Genomic DNA, 16,161 nt, shown 5'->3' with positions numbered 1-16,161 from the left:
TCAAAGAAATTACCAATAACAAGCCATACCGATGCAATCATTCTCGAGGAGCACAACAATGAAAACGCCACGACACTCAGCATACTCCCTGGCCCGTCTGGGGCTAATCGGGCTTGGCTGCCTTGCTTTAGGCACCGCCCAGGCTCAGGAAGACTTTATCTCAGGCATTGATTTCACCGGCTATGCTCGGTCCGGCGTCGGCAACACCGCAGGCGGCGGCGACCAGGCCTGCTTTCGAGCCAGCGGCGCGGGAGCCAAGTATCGCCTGGGCAACGAGTGTGAGACCTATGCCGAGCTGGGCCTGGGTGCCACTCTGTTCGAAGAGGGCGACAGGTCGTTCTATTTCAACAGCATGGTGGGGTACTTCACGAATCAGCTGAACGACTCCGAGGATACCGAGGTCTCCCTCCGGCAGCTGTACGTGCAGGGCAACAACGTGGTCGACGCCTTGCCCGGCGCCACCCTGTGGGCGGGTAAGCGCTTCTACCGCCGCCACGACATACACATCAACGACTTCTTCTACTGGGACTCCACCGGCCCCGGTGGCGGTATCGAGAACATCGACGTGGGTACCGGCAGGCTGCATTTGGCGTGGATGCGCGCCACCGGCACCGACGACACGGAATATCCCGATGCCGACAACCGTATCTCCAACGACACCCTGGACATCCGCTGGTCGGACATTCCCGTCAATCCCGGCGGCAGCCTGGTGCTGGGCTACAACTACGGTCGCGCCCAGCTCAGCGAAGCCCAGGAGGCGTATTACCAGGGCAGCGAGGCCAAGCGGGGCCACATGGTGACCCTGCAGCATGAGCAGAGCAATTGGTTCGGCGGCACCAACAAGCTGGCGCTGCAGTATGCCACCGACGGCATCATCAACGCTGGCACCGGCCAGGGGCGCATGAATGCCGGGGTCTCTCCGGACGTGCCCGGTGGCGAGATGTGGCGCGTGATCAATCACGGCAACGTCTGGCTCGCGCCCGACAGGTTCGACTTGCTGTATGCCGCCATCTATGAGGAGAAGCGTTTCGACGACGACTCCGGGGCCACCTGGATGTCGGTCGGCGTTCGTCCGACCTACTACTGGACCGGCAATCTCAGCACGGCTGTGGAGATAGGCCATGACTACGTCGATCCCGAGAACGGCGATCCCAGCCGCCGCTTGACCAAGGCCACCCTGGCGCAGCAGTGGTCGGCAGGCGTGGGTGGTTTCGCGCGACCGGTGATTCGCGCTTTCGTCACCTATGCAGACTGGAACGGCGACGCTTTCCTGGCGGATCGTACCAGCCGCTCCATCGATGCGGGCGCGGCGGGCGACGCCATCAACATCGACGACAGCGACGGTGTGACCTTTGGCCTCCAGATGGACGTGTGGTGGTAACGCGCACCAGGACACCCTTCATCGCGGGGTTTCCTCCCCTTGGCGCCCGCACGGGCGCCCTTTTTGCGGAGTACGTGTGATGCAGGAACGCAAGGTAATGAGCCGCTCGGCCTATATCTTCATGATCTGCTGTATCGCTGCCATCGGCGGCTTCTTGTTCGGCTTCGACAGTGGCGTCATCAACGGCACGGTCGACGGCCTGCAGGCCGCCTTCGGTTCCGACAGTGTGGGCACCGGCTTCAACGTCGCTTCGATGCTGCTCGGCTGTGCCGTGGGTGCCTTCTTTGCCGGACGCCTGGCGGATCGCTTCGGTCGCCGCACGCTGCTGATCGTGGCAGCGGTGTTCTTCCTCGTCAGCGCCTGGGGCTCGGGCGTTGCCGGAAGCTCCATGGAGTTCGTCTTCTATCGGGTCCTGGGCGGTATGGCGGTAGGGGCGGCCAGCGTGATGACCCCGGCCTATATCAGCGAAGTGGCGCCTGCCGCCTATCGCGGGCGGCTCGCTACCATCCAGCAGGTAGCGATCATCTCGGGGCTGTTCGTGGCCTTTCTCAGCAACTACGTGCTGGCCCATGTATCGGGCTCGGCCATGGCCGAGCTGTGGCTGGGCTTCGCCACCTGGCGCTGGATGTTCTGGATCGAGCTGCTGCCGGCGGCGGTGTTCCTGCTGGCGCTGCTGTTCATTCCCGAGAGCCCGCGCTACCTGATCAGCAGCGGTAAACAGGGTGAGGCGCGCCGCGTGCTGGGCCTGGTGATGCCCGAGGGCGAGGTGAGCGCCAAGATGGCGGAGATCGATGCGACCCTGGCTCGCGATCACAAGCCGCGTCTGCGCGACGTACTCGACCGTACCACCGGCAAGGTGCACGGCATCGTCTGGGTGGGCATCGGGCTGGCCGTGTTCCAGCAGCTGGTGGGCATCAACGTGGTGTTCTACTACGGCGCCGTGTTGTGGCAGTCGGTGGGCTTCTCCGAGGCCGATGCGCTGCTGATCAACGTCATCTCGGGAGCGGTAAGCATTGGCGCCTGCCTGCTCGCCATCGCCCTGATCGACAAGATCGGGCGCAAGCCGCTGCTGTGGGCGGGCTCGGTGGGCATGGCCCTGACCCTGGCCTGCATGGCCTTCGCCTTCTCCACGGCGACCCTGGTCGATGGCCGCCTGCGCCTCGGCGACGACATGGGTGTGTTCGCCCTGCTGGCGGCCAATGCCTACGTGTTCTTCTTCAACGTCTCCTGGGGCCCGGTGATGTGGGTGATGCTCGGCGAGATGTTCCCTAACCAGATGCGCGGCTCGGGCCTGGCCATCGCCGGGCTGTTCCAGTGGCTGGCCAACTTCGGCATCACCATGACCTTTCCCATCATGCTGGCCACGATCGGCCTGGCCGGTGCCTACGGCTTCTACGCCCTGTGCGCGGTGATATCGGTGTTCTTCGTGTTGCGCCTGGTCAAGGAGACGCGGGGCAAGGAGCTCGAAGAGATGGCTTACGAGTGAGCGGGGCAAACGCTCGCTGAATGACGACGAATAAAAAGGAGCAATATTATGTCGCTTTCACGACGTCGGTTTCTGCAGAGCAGCGTCGCCCTGGCCGGTCTTGCCCAACTCAAGGGAGTGGCCATGGCGCGTGCACTCGAGACGACCGGGCTCAAGCAGGTATTCCAGGATGACTTCTTGATCGGCACGGCCATCAGCAACCGCACGCTGGCCACCCGCGATCAGACGTTGCTCGACATCATCGCCCATGAGTTCAATGCCATCACCGCCGAGAACTGCATGAAGTCCGGTGAGATCCAGCCAGCCCAGGGCGAATGGGACTGGGAACTGGCCGACCGCTTCGTGGCGTTCGGGCGTGAGCAGGACATGACGCTGGTCGGCCATGCTCTGGTGTGGCACTCCCAGACGCCTGACGATCTGTTCGTCCATACCGATGGACGGCAGGTGTCGCGTGCCGAGCTCGAGCGCCGTATGGAGACCCATATCGCTACCCTGATGGAGCGTTACCGGGGCCAGGTGCCTATCTGGGACGTGGTCAACGAGGCGATCGATGAGGATCGGGGCTGGCGGCGCAGCCCCTGGTTTGAGATCTTCGGCGGCGCTGACTACATGGAAAGGGCCTTTCACCTGGCGCACGAGATCGACCCCAGGGCGCAATTGCTCTACAACGATTACAACATGCACGATCCGGGGAAACGCGAGTTCCTGGTCGAGGTGTTACGCGACTATCGTCGGCGGGGCGTACCGATACAGGGTGTCGGCCTGCAGGGGCATGTGGGGCTCGACTTTCCCGACCTCGTGGAGTTCGAGCGCAGTATCGAAGCCTATGCGGCTGAGGGCATGCGCATCCACATCACCGAGATGGAGGTCGATGTGCTGCCGGTCGCCTGGGAGCACACTGGAGCTGATATTGCCACGGACTTCGATTATGCCGATGAGCTCGACCCCTTCACCGAGGGCTTGCCGGCGGAGGTCGAGGCACGGCTCACCGAGCGCTATGTCGAAATGTTCGAGCTCTTTCTGCGCCATCGCGACAAGATCGACCGCGTCAGTACCTGGGGAACCTACGATGCCGAGTCCTGGAAGAACGACTTCCCGGTGCGGGGGCGTACCAACTACCCGCTGCTGTTCGACCGCCAGCGGCGGCGCAAGCCCGCCTATCACGCGGTGGCGGCACTGGGCGGATGATTCCTGAAGCATTAGGGTTGTCATCACGCATACGAGTTCCAGGCTGCGGCCCGGCAATTTAAGGATCATTGACATGACCCAACGCAAGATCACGCCCGACCAGCTTCGCTCGCGCTGGTGGTTCGACAACCCCGAATCGCCCGGCACCACGGCGCTGTGCATCGAGCGCTACATGAACTACGGCATCACGCTGGAGGAGCTCGCCGGCGGCAAGCCGATCATCGGCATCTGCCAGTCGGGCTCCGACCTGACGCCGTGCAACCGCCACCACATCGAGCTGGTCAAGCGGGTCAAGGAGGGCATTCGTGCCGCCGGCGGGGTGCCGTTCGAGTTCCCGCTACACCCGATCCACGAGAACGCGCGGCGGCCCACCGCCGCGCTGGATCGCAACCTGGCCTACCTGGGCCTGGTCGAGGTGCTGCACGGCTACCCGCTCGACGGCGTGGTGCTTACCACCGGCTGCGACAAGACGACCCCGGCGAGCCTGATGGCGGCGGCCACGGTCAACATTCCCGCCATCGTGCTTTCTGGTGGGCCGATGCTCAACGGCTGGCGCGGTCCTGATCGGGTCGGCTCCGGTACCATCATCTGGGAGCTGCGCAAGCGTCTCGCGGCGGGTGACATCGATTACGCCGAGTTCCTCGCCCGGGCCACCGATTCGGCGCCCTCGGTGGGGCACTGCAACACCATGGGTACCGCTTCGACCATGAACTCCATGGCCGAGGCGCTGGGCATGAGCCTGCCCGGCTCGGCAATGATTCCCGCGCCCTACAAGGAGCGCGCCATGGTGGCCTACGACACCGGCGCGCGTATCGTCGACATGGTGTGGCAGGACCTGCGCCCCAGCGACATTCTCACCCGCCAGGCGTTCGAGAACGCCATCGTGGTGTGCTCGGCGCTGGGCGGCTCCTCCAACGCACCGATCCACATCAACGCCATTGCCCGTCACTCGGGCATCGAACTGACCAACGATGACTGGCAGACGCTGGGCCATGCGATCCCGCTGCTGGCCAACGTGATGCCCGCCGGGGCCTATCTCTCCGAGGAGTTCCATCGCGCCGGAGGCGTGCCGGCGGTGGTCAGCGAGCTGCTCGGCGCCGGCAAGCTCCATGGCGAAGTCCTTACCGTCAATGGCCGCATGCTGGCCGACAACGTGGCGGGCTGCGAGACCCGCGACCCCGAGGTGATCCGCCGCTACGACAATCCGCTGGTCGAGCATGCCGGCTTCCTCAACCTCAAGGGCAACCTGTTCGATTCGGCGCTGATGAAGACCAGCGTGATCTCCGCCGACTTCCGCGCGCGCTTCCTCTCCAACCCCGACGATCCCAACGCCTTCGAGGGCAAGGTGGTGGTGTTCGACGGCTCGGAGGACTACCACGCGCGTATCGACGACCCGGCCCTGGACATCGACGAGCGCACCATTCTGGTGATGCGCGGGGCCGGTCCGGTGGGCCACCCCGGCGGCGCCGAGGTGGTCAACATGCAGCCCCCCGAAGCGCTGATCAAGCGTGGCATCGAGTCGCTGCCGTGCCTGGGCGACGGGCGCCAGTCGGGTACCTCCGGTTCGCCGTCGATCCTCAACGCGGCCCCCGAGGCGGCCACCGGCGGCGGCCTGGCGCTGCTCGAGGACGGTGATCGCCTGCGCGTCGATCTGAATCGCGGCGAAGTGCGCCTGCTGGTCGAGGACGCCGAGATCGAGGCGCGCCGCGAGCGTCTGCAGAGCCAGGGCGGCTACCGCTATCCCGGCCACCAGACGCCGTGGCAGGAGATCCAGCGCACCTTGGTCGAACCGCTGGATCGCGGCATGACGCTGGAGGGAGCCACCAAGTACCGTGACGTGGCACGTCGCACCCCCCCGCGGGACAACCATTGAGGCCAAAAGGGAATTCACCGAGCGAACGGAGACGAGCGATGCAAGACGGTGTGATCGAAGTGGCGGTGAAGCTCGACATGAGCCTGGGCGAGAGCCCGGTGTGGTCGGTGGCTCGCCAGACCCTCTACTGGACCGACATCAACAACGGCCACGTCTATGCCTGGCGTCCGCAGGAGGGTGGGGCGCCGACGCGCGCCGAGCTGGGCGAGAAGGTGGGCTGCGTGGCCCTCGACGAGACAGGGCTGGTGGCCGCTGCGGCCTCGGGCATCCTGCGCCTGCCCGAAAATGGCGAGCCCGAGCGGCTGGCCAACAACCCGGAGTGGGTGAAAGAACGACGGCAGGCGGGGCAGGGCAACCGCTTCAACGACGGTCGCTGCGACCCCGCCGGGCGCCTGTGGGTGGGCACCATCGATGCCGACGAGTCGAGCCCCAGCGCGGCGCTCTACTGTCTCGACAAGGGTGAACTCAGCCGTCGCCTGACGGGCCTTGGTATCTCCAACGGCCTGGCCTTCAGCCCCGACCGGCGCTGGCTCTACCACACCGACTCGCTGAGCCGGCGAATCCTGCGCTACCCCTTCGACGTCGAAAGCGGCACCTTGGGCGAGGGCGAGACCTGGGTCGACCTGGAAAGGCTGGGACTGACCGGCGTGCCCGACGGTGCGGCGGTGGACAGTGAGGGCTGCTACTGGAGCGCGCTATACGACGGCGGGCGCATCGTGCGCTTCTCGCCCGAGGGCGAACTGGTGGCGGAGCACCCGGTGCCGTGCCCGCACCCGACCATGGTGGCCTTCGGTGGGGCCGATCTGTGCACGCTTTACATCACCACTGCCACCCAGCACCTGGACGCCGAGGGCAAGGCGCGCTGGCCGCAGGCCGGCAACTTGCTGCAGATGAGAACCGGCGTGGCGGGGATTGCCGAGCCCGGCTTCAAGGGCTAGTCCCTCACCGGCTGCTATGACTCCGCGTGCGAGTTGGTCGGCGCTTTGTTGCAATTTGTATTAGCGGGGTTGGAGAAGATCGTTAGCGTCCTCATAAAGGCAGGGAAGGTCAATTTCGTTCGCCAAAGGAGTCGGCAAATGTCGCAAACCACGCTATTCACCCCGCTTCATCTGGGTGACCTGAATCTCCCCAATCGCGTGATCATGGCCCCGCTGACCCGCTCGCGCACCCCGGACAGCGTGCCCGGTAAGTTGCAGCAGATCTACTACGGCCAGCGTGCCGGTTCGGGGCTGATCATCAGCGAGGCCACCAATATTTCCCCCACCGCTCGCGGTTACGTCTACACGCCGGGCATCTGGACCGACGAGCAGGAAGCCGGCTGGAAGGGCGTGGTCGAGGCCGTGCATGCAAAGGGCGGTCGTATGGCGCTGCAGCTGTGGCATGTGGGGCGCGTCTCCCACGAGATGGTTCAGCCCGACGGTCAGCCGCCCGTAGCGCCCAGCGCCCTAAAGGGAGAAGGCGCCGAGTGCTTCGTCGAGTTCGAGGACGGCAGTGCAGGGCCACACCCCACCAGTACGCCGCGGGCGCTGGAGACTCATGAGATCCCCGGCATCGTCGAGGACTACCGCCAGGCCGCCGTGCGTGCCAAGCGCGCCGGGTTCGACATGGTCGAAGTGCACGCTGCCAACGCCTACCTGCTCAACCAGTTTCTGGCGACCGGTACCAACCGGCGTACCGATCAGTACGGTGGTTCCCTCGAGAATCGCGCGCGTTTCCCGCTGGAGGTGATCGATGCGGTTGCCGAAGTGTTCGACCCTGCACGAGTCGGCGTTCGCCTGACCCCGTTCATCGAGTTGTTCGGCCTTACCGACGACGAGCCCGAGGAGATGGCCTACTACCTGGCCGAGCAGTTCTCCAAGCGTGGTTTGGCCTACATCCATCTCAACGAACCCAACTGGGCCGGTGGCAGCATTACCTTCCCCGAGGGCTTCCGCCAGGGGATGCGTCAACGCTTCCGCGGTGCGTTGATTTACTGCGGCAACTACGATGGCGAGCGTGCACGCCGGCGCCTGGAAGATGGTACTGCCGACGCCGTGGCTTTCGGCCGTTCCTTCCTCGCCAACCCCGACCTGCCCGAGCGGCTGCGTGTGGGTGCCAAGCTCAATGAGCCCGATTCGAGCACCTTCTACGGCGGTGCCGAAAAAGGCTACACCGACTATCCCTTCCTGAATAACGGCCACGACCGCCTGGACTAGCCAGCGCGGGCGGCGGCTCTGTTGCTACTGGCCGAGCCGCTGCCCCAGCGCCTGCATGAAGCGCGTGCCCGCCGCGAGCTGTTCGATCTCGATGTATTCGTCGGGCTGGTGGGCCTGGCGAATGCTGCCGGGACCGCAGATCACGGTGGGCAGCCCCACGCGCTGGAACTGGCCGGCCTCGGTGGCGTAGGCGACCGCGCCGCTGGGCTGTTCGCCGAGCAGCTCGCGGCACAGGTCGAGTACTGCGACATTGTTGTCATCGGCCAGTGCCGGCACCGTGAGGTTGAGTGCCTCGGTGACGATGCTCGTCTCGGGGGCGCGGCGCTGCATCTCGGCCTCCAGTTCGGCGGCATAGGCATTCACGCGTTCGAACAGCACCTCGAAGCGGTCTCTGGGCAGGTGGCGAATCTCCCACTCGAAGGTGCACTCCCGGGCCATGATGTTGATCGCGGTACCGCCGGCGATCTTGCCCACGTGCAGGCTGGAGTGGGCGACGTTGAAGGCTTCATCGATGCGCCCCTCGGCGCGCAGCTCGGCCATGACATCTTCGATCTTCGTCACCAGCCGTGCGGCTACGTGGATTGCCGACACGCCCTGGTCGATCTGGCTGGAGTGCGAGGCGCGACCGGTCACGGTGGTACGCAGGTTGGTGGCGCCCTTGTGAGCCACCACCGGTTGCATCAAGGTCGGTTCGCCGACGATCACTGCGGCCGGGCGTGGGTGGTCGGCCATCAGCCGCTCGATCATGCGCGGCGCGCCGATGCAGCCCACTTCCTCGTCGTAGGAGAGCGCCAGGTAGATCGGCTTGTCCAGGCCGCGCTTCAGCCACTCGGGCAGTTCGGCCAGGGCGCAGGCGATGAAGCCCTTCATGTCGCAGGTGCCGCGTCCGTAAAGCTTGCCGTCGCCCTTGTCGACCAGAGTGAACGGGTCGGTGGACCAGGGTTGGCCGTCGACCGGCACCACGTCGGTATGCCCCGAGAGCACCACACCGCCCTGTACGTCAGGCCCGATGCGCGCTAGCAGGTTGGCCTTCCTGCCGTCGTCGCTTTCCACCCGCCAATGCTCGACCCCGTGCTCGTCGAGGTAGCTCTCGACGAAGGCGATCAGATCGAGGTTGGAATCGCGGGAAACGGTGGCAAAGCCAACCAGGCGTTCGAGCATCTCGGCGGCGGTCATGATTCTCTCCTTCAGGGTATTGCCTGAAGCCTATCACGCTAGTGGCGAGCGAGCAGAGCGCCTGCTGTCATGAGGGCTTATCAGGCCCTGCGCTGGTGCAGCCGACGCTCCAGTTGTTCCAAAAGGGTGGTCTCACCTCGCAGCCACGGACCGAGCAGGCGCATGGAGAGCGGAATGAACAGGAACACCATTAGCGGGGTCAGCGCCAACGTGCTGAACATGACCTTGGGTAACAAAGGCAAGTGCACAAGAAAAGGGCCTGCAAGCCACTGGAACGCAAGTGATACCGGAAAGAAGGCCAGCCAGATGGCAATCGCCTGCTTCCAGCGCGGCGGCGTCTTGCCGGTGGCCTCCTGGAACCATCCATCGAGGCCAATGGCGCGGTGAGCATGCGGTGCCTCATAAAGGCCTCGTCCGCGAGCAAGCCAGGCTCGACGCGAGGCGGAGTGCTCCCAGGCGGCCATCGTCTCGGCGTCCTTGAAGCGAAAGATGAGCTGATATTCATCGTCACCGGGTGGAGGGGCTAGCACGCCGGAGCCCAGGTAGCCGGTGAAGTCGGCTGCCAGCTCGCGGCCCTCTTCGAGCCAGGCGATGAAATCGAGGTAACGCCCACTCGCCACGCGGCGCGCCACCATCAGAGTGACAGGGGAGGATGACATTGTGTATCTCCTTGGCTTATGGCTCGGCGCCCGGGTAGGGGCCGATATCACTCGAGCCGGGTAGGCCCTCATGAATTTATAGCAAGAAGTATACCATGCTTGATCTTTCCGCTACTGAAGGCGTCGGTTTGTAGGCAAATGTTCGGCGAAGGGAGGCTCGAGTCATCATCAGAAAGAGGCAAAAGCAATGACTCGACATGTTTTCATTGATTGTGACTATCGATCCGGTGCATAAAAACAAGTCCCTTCTAATTTATCTTGCCTGGTATACCTATCTTCACGTTGATGGCTGGCAAGGAAACATGCGCCTCGGGAAACCTCTCGGCAACAAAGAGGTGGCAGTGCAGGCCGGTGATGAGCCGGGCCTCACTACGGCAAGACTCCATCAGCTCAACGATTTTGCACTTGATACAACACAGCGCGTCACCGAAGGGAGAGCATCATGGATAAAAAAGTCGACAGCAGCGCGGGCAAATGCCCCGTCATGCATGGGTCACGCACCAAGCGTGGAGATACCGGCAACTCCAATCAGGATTGGTGGCCCAACCAACTGAATCTCGGCATTCTTCACCAGCATGCTCCCAAGTCCAATCCGCTGGGCGAGGCGTTCGACTACGCCGAGGCGTTCAAGTCCCTCGATCTTGCCGCCGTCAAGCAGGACCTCGAAGCGCTGATGACCGACTCCCAGGAGTGGTGGCCGGCGGACTACGGCCATTACGGTCCGCTGTTCATCCGCATGGCCTGGCACAGTGCCGGCAGCTACCGGGTGGGCGACGGGCGTGGCGGCGCCGGTACCGGCACCCAGCGCTTCGCGCCGCTCAACAGCTGGCCCGATAACGGCAACCTGGACAAGGCGCGGCGCCTGCTGTGGCCAGTCAAGCGCAAGTACGGCAACAAGCTCTCCTGGGCCGACCTCTACATTCTGGCGGGCAATGTCGCGCTGGAGTCCATGGGCTTCAAGACCTTCGGCTTTGCCGGTGGACGTGAGGACGTCTACCAGCCGGAAGAGGACATCTACTGGGGCGCCGAGGACGAGTGGCTGGCCGACAGCGGCCATGCCAAGAGCCGTTACTCGGGTGAACGCGAGCTGGAGAATCCGCTGGCCGCGGTGCAGATGGGCCTGATCTACGTCAACCCGGAAGGGCCGGATGGCAACCCGGACCCGCTGGCCTCGGCCAAGGACATCCGTGAAACCTTCGCCCGCATGGCGATGAACGACTACGAGACCGTGGCGCTGACCGCCGGCGGCCACACCTTCGGCAAGACCCATGGCGCCGGCGATCCGGTCAACGTGGGCCCCGAGCCGGAGGCCGCGCCCATGGAAGAGATGGGCTTCGGCTGGAAGAGCCGCTACAAGAGTGGCAAGGGCCGCGACACCATCACCAGCGGCCTGGAAGGTGCCTGGACGCCGACGCCGACGAAGTGGGACATGAGCTACTTCGACGTGCTGTTCGGCTACGAGTGGGAGCTGACCACGAGCCCAGCAGGCGCCAAGCAGTGGGTCCCCAAGAACCTGGCCGAGAAGGACATGGCACCGGATGCCGAAGATGCCTCGAAGCGTGTAGGCATCATGATGTCCACCGCCGACATGGCGATGCGCGAGGATCCGGAATACCGCAAGATCTCCGAGCACTTCCACAACAACCCGGACGAGTTCGCCGATGCCTTCGCCCGCGCCTGGTTCAAGCTGACCCACCGCGACATGGGGCCGAAGGCGCGCTACCTGGGCCCGGAAGTGCCGGCCGAAGACCTGATATGGCAGGATCCGGTGCCCGCCGTGGACCATGAGCTGATCGATGTTCAGGACATCGCCAGCCTCAAGAGCAAGATTCTCGGCTCGGGCCTGAGCGTTGCCGAGCTGGTGTATACCGCTTGGTCTTCGGCTTCCACCTACCGCGGCTCCGACATCCGCGGCGGGGCCAACGGAGCGCGCATTCGCCTGGCGCCGCAGAAAGATTGGGAAGCCAACCAGCCGGAGCAACTGGCCAAGGTGCTGACGACGTTGGAGAGCATCCAGAATGACTTCAACGCCACCCAATCGGGCAACAAGAAGGTATCGCTTGCCGACCTGATCGTGCTGGGCGGTGCTGCTGCCATCGAGAAGGCAGCCAGGGGTGCCGGCCACGATATCGAGGTGCCGTTCACGCCGGGCCGCACCGACGCCAGCGAGGCGCAGACCGACGCTGAGTCCTTCGAGTGGCTGCGCCCCGAAGCCGATGGTTTCCGCAACTACCGCCGCGCTCGCTTCACCGTCTCCGACGAGGAGATGCTGATCGACAAGGCCCAGCTGCTGGGGCTCAGCGCGCCGCAGATGAGCGTGCTGGTGGGCGGGCTGCGGGTGCTCGAGGCCAACTACGGCAACTCGCGCCACGGCGTGTTCACCGAGCGCCCCGGGACGTTGACCAATGACTTCTTCGTCAACTTGGTCGACATGGGTACCCAGTGGCAGCCCGCCTCGGTGGATGCCGACGTGTTCGAAGGCCGCGACCGCAAGAGCGGCGAAGTGAAGTGGACCGGTACTCGGGTGGACCTGGTGTTCGGCTCCAACTCGCAGCTGCGTGCCATCGCCGAGGTCTACGCCCAGGACGATGCCAAGGAGAAGTTCGTCAGCGACTTCATCGCCGCCTGGAACAAGGTAATGAACGCGGATCGCTTCGACCTGGTGTGATCCAGCGAGCTAGCGAGAAGAGAGAGGCGCCCCGGCAACGGGGCGTTTTTTCTCATTGGCCAATGCTCGGCTAACGAGGGTTCAACGTTCTTGGGCAGGCCTTCCTCAAGAAAGCAGGCTCGCTGCCGAAGATCAGTTCATGACGACACTGACCCTTCTCATTTTCGATCCACATGCCCTGGATGCCGTGCAGGGGGAACATCACCTCCCTTTGGTACTGGTCTCTTGGGCGATCGCGCTGGCGGCCTCCTATGCCGGCCTGGATCTGATCAAACTGGTCAGTAAAGCCAAGCACGCTGGCTGGCGCAGGCTCTGGTTGCTCGCTGGGGCCGGCATCATGGGGTTGGGCGTATGGAGCATGCACTTCACCGGTATGCATGCCTATCGGCTTGCCTTCCCCGTGCAGCATGACCCGATCCTGACGCTCTTATCCATCGTGCCCGCCGTGGCGGGGAGCCTGGCGGCCATCTTGCTACTTTCGCGTGAGACTTCAACTCACCGAGAGCTGATGCTGGCCGGCACCAGCCTGGGGCTGGGGATCGGCATGATGCACTATGTCGGCATGGCCGCCATGCATATGCCGGCATCGCTTTATCATGAATTCTGGCTGTTCCTCCTGTCGCTATTCGTGGCCGTCGGTCTCGGCGTCGCTAGCGCCTATGCGTATCGCCTATGCCGCCAGGAGTGGGGTATGCGACGCGCCAAGACCTGCGCCTTCATCAGCGCCTTGTTCGTTTCCCTGGCCATCTGCAGCATGCATTACGTGGCCATGGGGGCTGCCTGGTTCGTTCCCCATCCAGGCGCGGCTTCGCTGCCGCCAATGGCGGAATCGCACTGGATGATCTATCTCATTGGCGGCTGTGTCGTTCTGGTCGCTTTGCTGACTGTGGTGGCGACACAGGCCCAGCGCCGTTTGCACCTCAGCGAGCAGCATGAACACATGACCCGCACGCGACTGCTGGAGGTGATCTCCGCGCTTCGCGACGGTGTCGCGCTCTTCGACGGCAAGGGACGTGTGCGGCTCAGCAATGCTGCTCTCGAGCAGCTGCTGGGGTGGGAGGTCGAGCAGAGTATCGGCAAGTCGGTGTGGAAGCTGGGTTTCGCGGTCAATAGCCGGGAACTGAGAGACATCATCAGGCAAGCGCTGGAGCAACAGGGAGAATGGAATGGCCTGATCGAAGCTCAGCATGAGAATGGCTGGCGCTTTCCCGCCTGGCTCAGCGTCAGCAGGGTGATCTATGCCGATAGCAATGAGCGGGACTATGTGGCGTTGATATCCGATCGCTCCGCTGAACAGGAGGCTCAGCAGCGGATACGCTACCTCGCCTACCATGACACCCTGACCGAGTTACCCAATCGGCGTGCTCTGCAGGAGCGGTTGAATGGGTGTGAACGTCATCTGGGTAGCGGAACGGCCTTGTCGCTGTTGGTGCTGTTCGACATCGACCGTTTCAAGATCCTCAACGACAGCTTGGGTCAGGACATCGGCGATGAGCTGCTGCGCCAACTGGCGACACGTCTGCGCCAATGGGCTAATGACGATCTTCATGTCGCTCGTCTGGACGGCAACGAGTTCGCTCTGCTGGCGCGCTTGAGTGCCACCCACAGGTCGGCCGCCGGGCGTGAAGCGCGCGGGCTTACCGAACGTGTGCTGGCGTCACTCTCCGCCGATTATCTTCTGCACGGCCATACCTACCCCTGCCGACTCAGTGTCGGCATGCTGGTGTTCGATCCTTACATGGGTACGACTCCGGCAATGCTGTTCAAGCGTGCCGGTCTGGCGCTCCTCGAGGCCAAGCGACAGCGCGATGCGGTTCCTCAGCTGTTTTCTCCGGAGCTGGAGCAGGAGCGGGAGGCGAGGCTTACGCTCGAGCGTGAGCTGCGACATGCCATCGACAACGGTGAGTTGCGATTGCATCTCCAGCCCCAGGTTGATGCCGACCGGCACGTCATCGGTGCAGAAGCGCTGGTGCGTTGGCAGCATCCAGCTCGGGGCTTCGTCTCGCCAGGGGAGTTCATTCCGCTGGCGGAAGAGAGCGGGTTGATCCTGCCCTTGGGCAGTTGGGTCCTTCAGGAGGGCTGCCGTCTCTTGGGGGAGTGGCGGCGCCGTTCCGAATTCAGCGATCTCAAGCTCTCCCTGAACGTCAGCGTGCGTCAGTTCCAGCAGCCCGACTTCGTCGACCAGGTGCTCACGGCCATCTATCGTCACTCGGCGGCACCGGGCAGCCTGACTCTCGAGCTCACCGAGTCGCTGCTGCTCAAGGATCCGGAAGGTACCATCGAAAAGATGTTGCTGCTGCGTCGCATAGGCGTCAGCTTCGCGTTGGACGACTTCGGCACCGGCTACTCTTCCATGGTCTATCTCAAGGCACTGCCTCTGGATACCTTGAAGATCGACATTGCCTTCGTCCGTGACCTTAGCCATGACACCCAATCCACCCCCATTGCCGCAGCCATCGTGGCCCTGGCTCAGAGTCTGGAGCTAGGCGTCATCGCCGAGGGCGTCGAAACCGAGACACAGCGCGCCGTGCTTGCCGGGTTGGGTTGCCACCAATACCAAGGCTACCTGTTCGGCCGACCGCTGCCGGTCGAGGAGTTCCACCCTACGCCGGTTGCCCAGAGAGAGGCGCCGCCGGCCGCTTAGCAATCATGGCGGCGTGCCGATTACCCGGTCCAGCTCCCGGTTGAATTCTGCAGGTTTGGCCATGTGCAGGAAGTGGTCGGTGCCTTCTACGATCACGGCATCGAATTCGGGTAGCAGCTGCCGGTTGGCTTCGATATCGGTCGGCCACAGGTCGGCATTGATGGCCACCACTGGTACCGTCAGCTCCTCGAAGTGCTGCGCTGCCTCGCCCTCGGCATGCCGGGTAAACATGTCTTGCATGGCACTGGTAGCCACCTGAGGCGGCGCTGCCGCCATGTCCTGCACGATCCAGTCGCGCAGGCTGGCATCGGTCTCTTCCACGAACATCGAGGCGACGAAGTGGCGGGTAGCGGAGACGAAGTCCTGCTGGATCGGCCCCAGCATTTCGTCGATCTGGGCCTCGGTGATTTCCTCTGCGACGTTGTGGAAGGTATCGACGCCCACGATCCCGATGACGCGTTCCGGCATGAGTCGCGCCGCTTCCACGGCGACCGGTCCGCCCATGGAGTGCCCGATCAGAAGGGCCTGATCCACCTCCAGCTCCTCCAGCACCGCCTTCACGTCCTCGCCGAAGGCCGGCATGGTGAAGTCTTCACGTTCCTGGCCGGAATGGCCGTGCCCGGCGAGATCGATCGTCACCACCCGATGTTGCTGAGAGAAATGCGGCACCTGCCCGCGCCAGTAGCGCCCGTCGCAGCTCCAGCCGTGGATGAACACGAGCGTGGGTTCGCCGCTGCCGTGAACCTCATAGGCGATTGGTACGCCGTCTGCCGACTCGGTCATTCGCGGCCAGTTCACCTCGGCTGCCAGCGCCTGGCCCGCAAGCCCCAACAGCAGTGTCAGGCCCAGGTAACGTATGCCGTGCAACGCCAACTCCTTCATGCTGCCTCC

Annotated in this window: 11 protein-coding genes; 8 read left to right on the top strand and 3 right to left on the bottom strand. The window is 63.9% G+C overall.

Annotated elements, in window-relative coordinates; translation table 11 throughout:
• Positions 1-58 precede the first annotated feature (58 nt).
• From HOP58_RS15620 to HOP58_RS15595, 6 genes are all read left to right on the top strand, one after another.
• A complete protein-coding gene (locus HOP58_RS15620) occupies positions 59-1,381 on the top strand; it encodes a maltoporin (protein ID WP_010629408.1) in 1,323 nt (440 codons plus the stop codon).
• Between the two features lie 79 nt (positions 1,382-1,460).
• Positions 1,461-2,867: a sugar porter family MFS transporter gene (locus HOP58_RS15615; protein ID WP_010629407.1), complete on the top strand. Its 1,407-nt coding sequence runs from the start codon at positions 1,461-1,463 to the stop codon at positions 2,865-2,867.
• Positions 2,868-2,915: 48 nt separating this feature from the next.
• Positions 2,916-4,055, top strand: a complete 1,140-nt coding sequence (locus HOP58_RS15610) for an endo-1,4-beta-xylanase (protein WP_010629406.1) — start codon at positions 2,916-2,918, stop codon at positions 4,053-4,055.
• Between the two features lie 73 nt (positions 4,056-4,128).
• On the top strand, positions 4,129-5,928 hold the full coding sequence (locus HOP58_RS15605) for an IlvD/Edd family dehydratase (protein WP_234260824.1): 1,800 nt from the start codon (positions 4,129-4,131) through the stop codon (positions 5,926-5,928).
• 38 nt (positions 5,929-5,966) lie between these two features.
• Positions 5,967-6,866, top strand: coding sequence for an SMP-30/gluconolactonase/LRE family protein (locus HOP58_RS15600; RefSeq protein WP_234260823.1), 900 nt, complete (start codon positions 5,967-5,969; stop codon positions 6,864-6,866).
• A 138-nt stretch (positions 6,867-7,004) separates the two neighbouring features.
• Entirely contained in the window at positions 7,005-8,123 is a 1,119-nt protein-coding gene (locus HOP58_RS15595) for an alkene reductase (RefSeq protein ID WP_234260822.1), read from the top strand.
• Between the two features lie 24 nt (positions 8,124-8,147).
• Here HOP58_RS15595 and argE read toward each other — a convergent pair whose 3' ends face one another.
• Positions 8,148-9,299, bottom strand: coding sequence for an acetylornithine deacetylase (gene argE / locus HOP58_RS15590; RefSeq protein WP_234260821.1), 1,152 nt, complete (start codon positions 9,297-9,299; stop codon positions 8,148-8,150).
• A gap of 80 nt (positions 9,300-9,379) precedes the next feature.
• The gene (locus HOP58_RS15585; RefSeq protein ID WP_010629401.1) at positions 9,380-9,958 is read right to left on the bottom strand and encodes an antibiotic biosynthesis monooxygenase; all 579 of its coding nucleotides are present in this window, start codon (positions 9,956-9,958) and stop codon (positions 9,380-9,382) included.
• A gap of 442 nt (positions 9,959-10,400) precedes the next feature.
• Between HOP58_RS15585 and katG the strand changes: the two genes are divergently transcribed.
• Together katG and HOP58_RS15575 are read left to right on the top strand one after the other, a co-directional pair.
• Positions 10,401-12,626 carry a catalase/peroxidase HPI gene (gene katG, locus HOP58_RS15580; RefSeq protein ID WP_267963469.1) on the top strand — a complete coding sequence of 742 codons (2,226 nt, stop codon included), beginning with the start codon at positions 10,401-10,403 and terminating at the stop codon, positions 12,624-12,626.
• A 139-nt stretch (positions 12,627-12,765) separates the two neighbouring features.
• Entirely contained in the window at positions 12,766-15,270 is a 2,505-nt protein-coding gene (locus tag HOP58_RS15575) for an EAL domain-containing protein (protein ID WP_234252945.1), read from the top strand.
• A 3-nt stretch (positions 15,271-15,273) separates the two neighbouring features.
• Here HOP58_RS15575 and HOP58_RS15570 read toward each other — a convergent pair whose 3' ends face one another.
• The gene (locus HOP58_RS15570; protein ID WP_234260820.1) at positions 15,274-16,152 is read right to left on the bottom strand and encodes an alpha/beta hydrolase; all 879 of its coding nucleotides are present in this window, start codon (positions 16,150-16,152) and stop codon (positions 15,274-15,276) included.
• Positions 16,153-16,161: the final 9 nt, after the last annotated feature.

This window comes from Halomonas sp. MCCC 1A11062 (assembly GCF_021404355.1).
Taxonomy (GTDB): domain Bacteria; phylum Pseudomonadota; class Gammaproteobacteria; order Pseudomonadales; family Halomonadaceae; genus Halomonas; species Halomonas aerodenitrificans.
The sequence above is the reverse complement of the archived record's forward strand: the minus strand, read 5'-3'. Positions and strand labels throughout refer to the sequence as shown.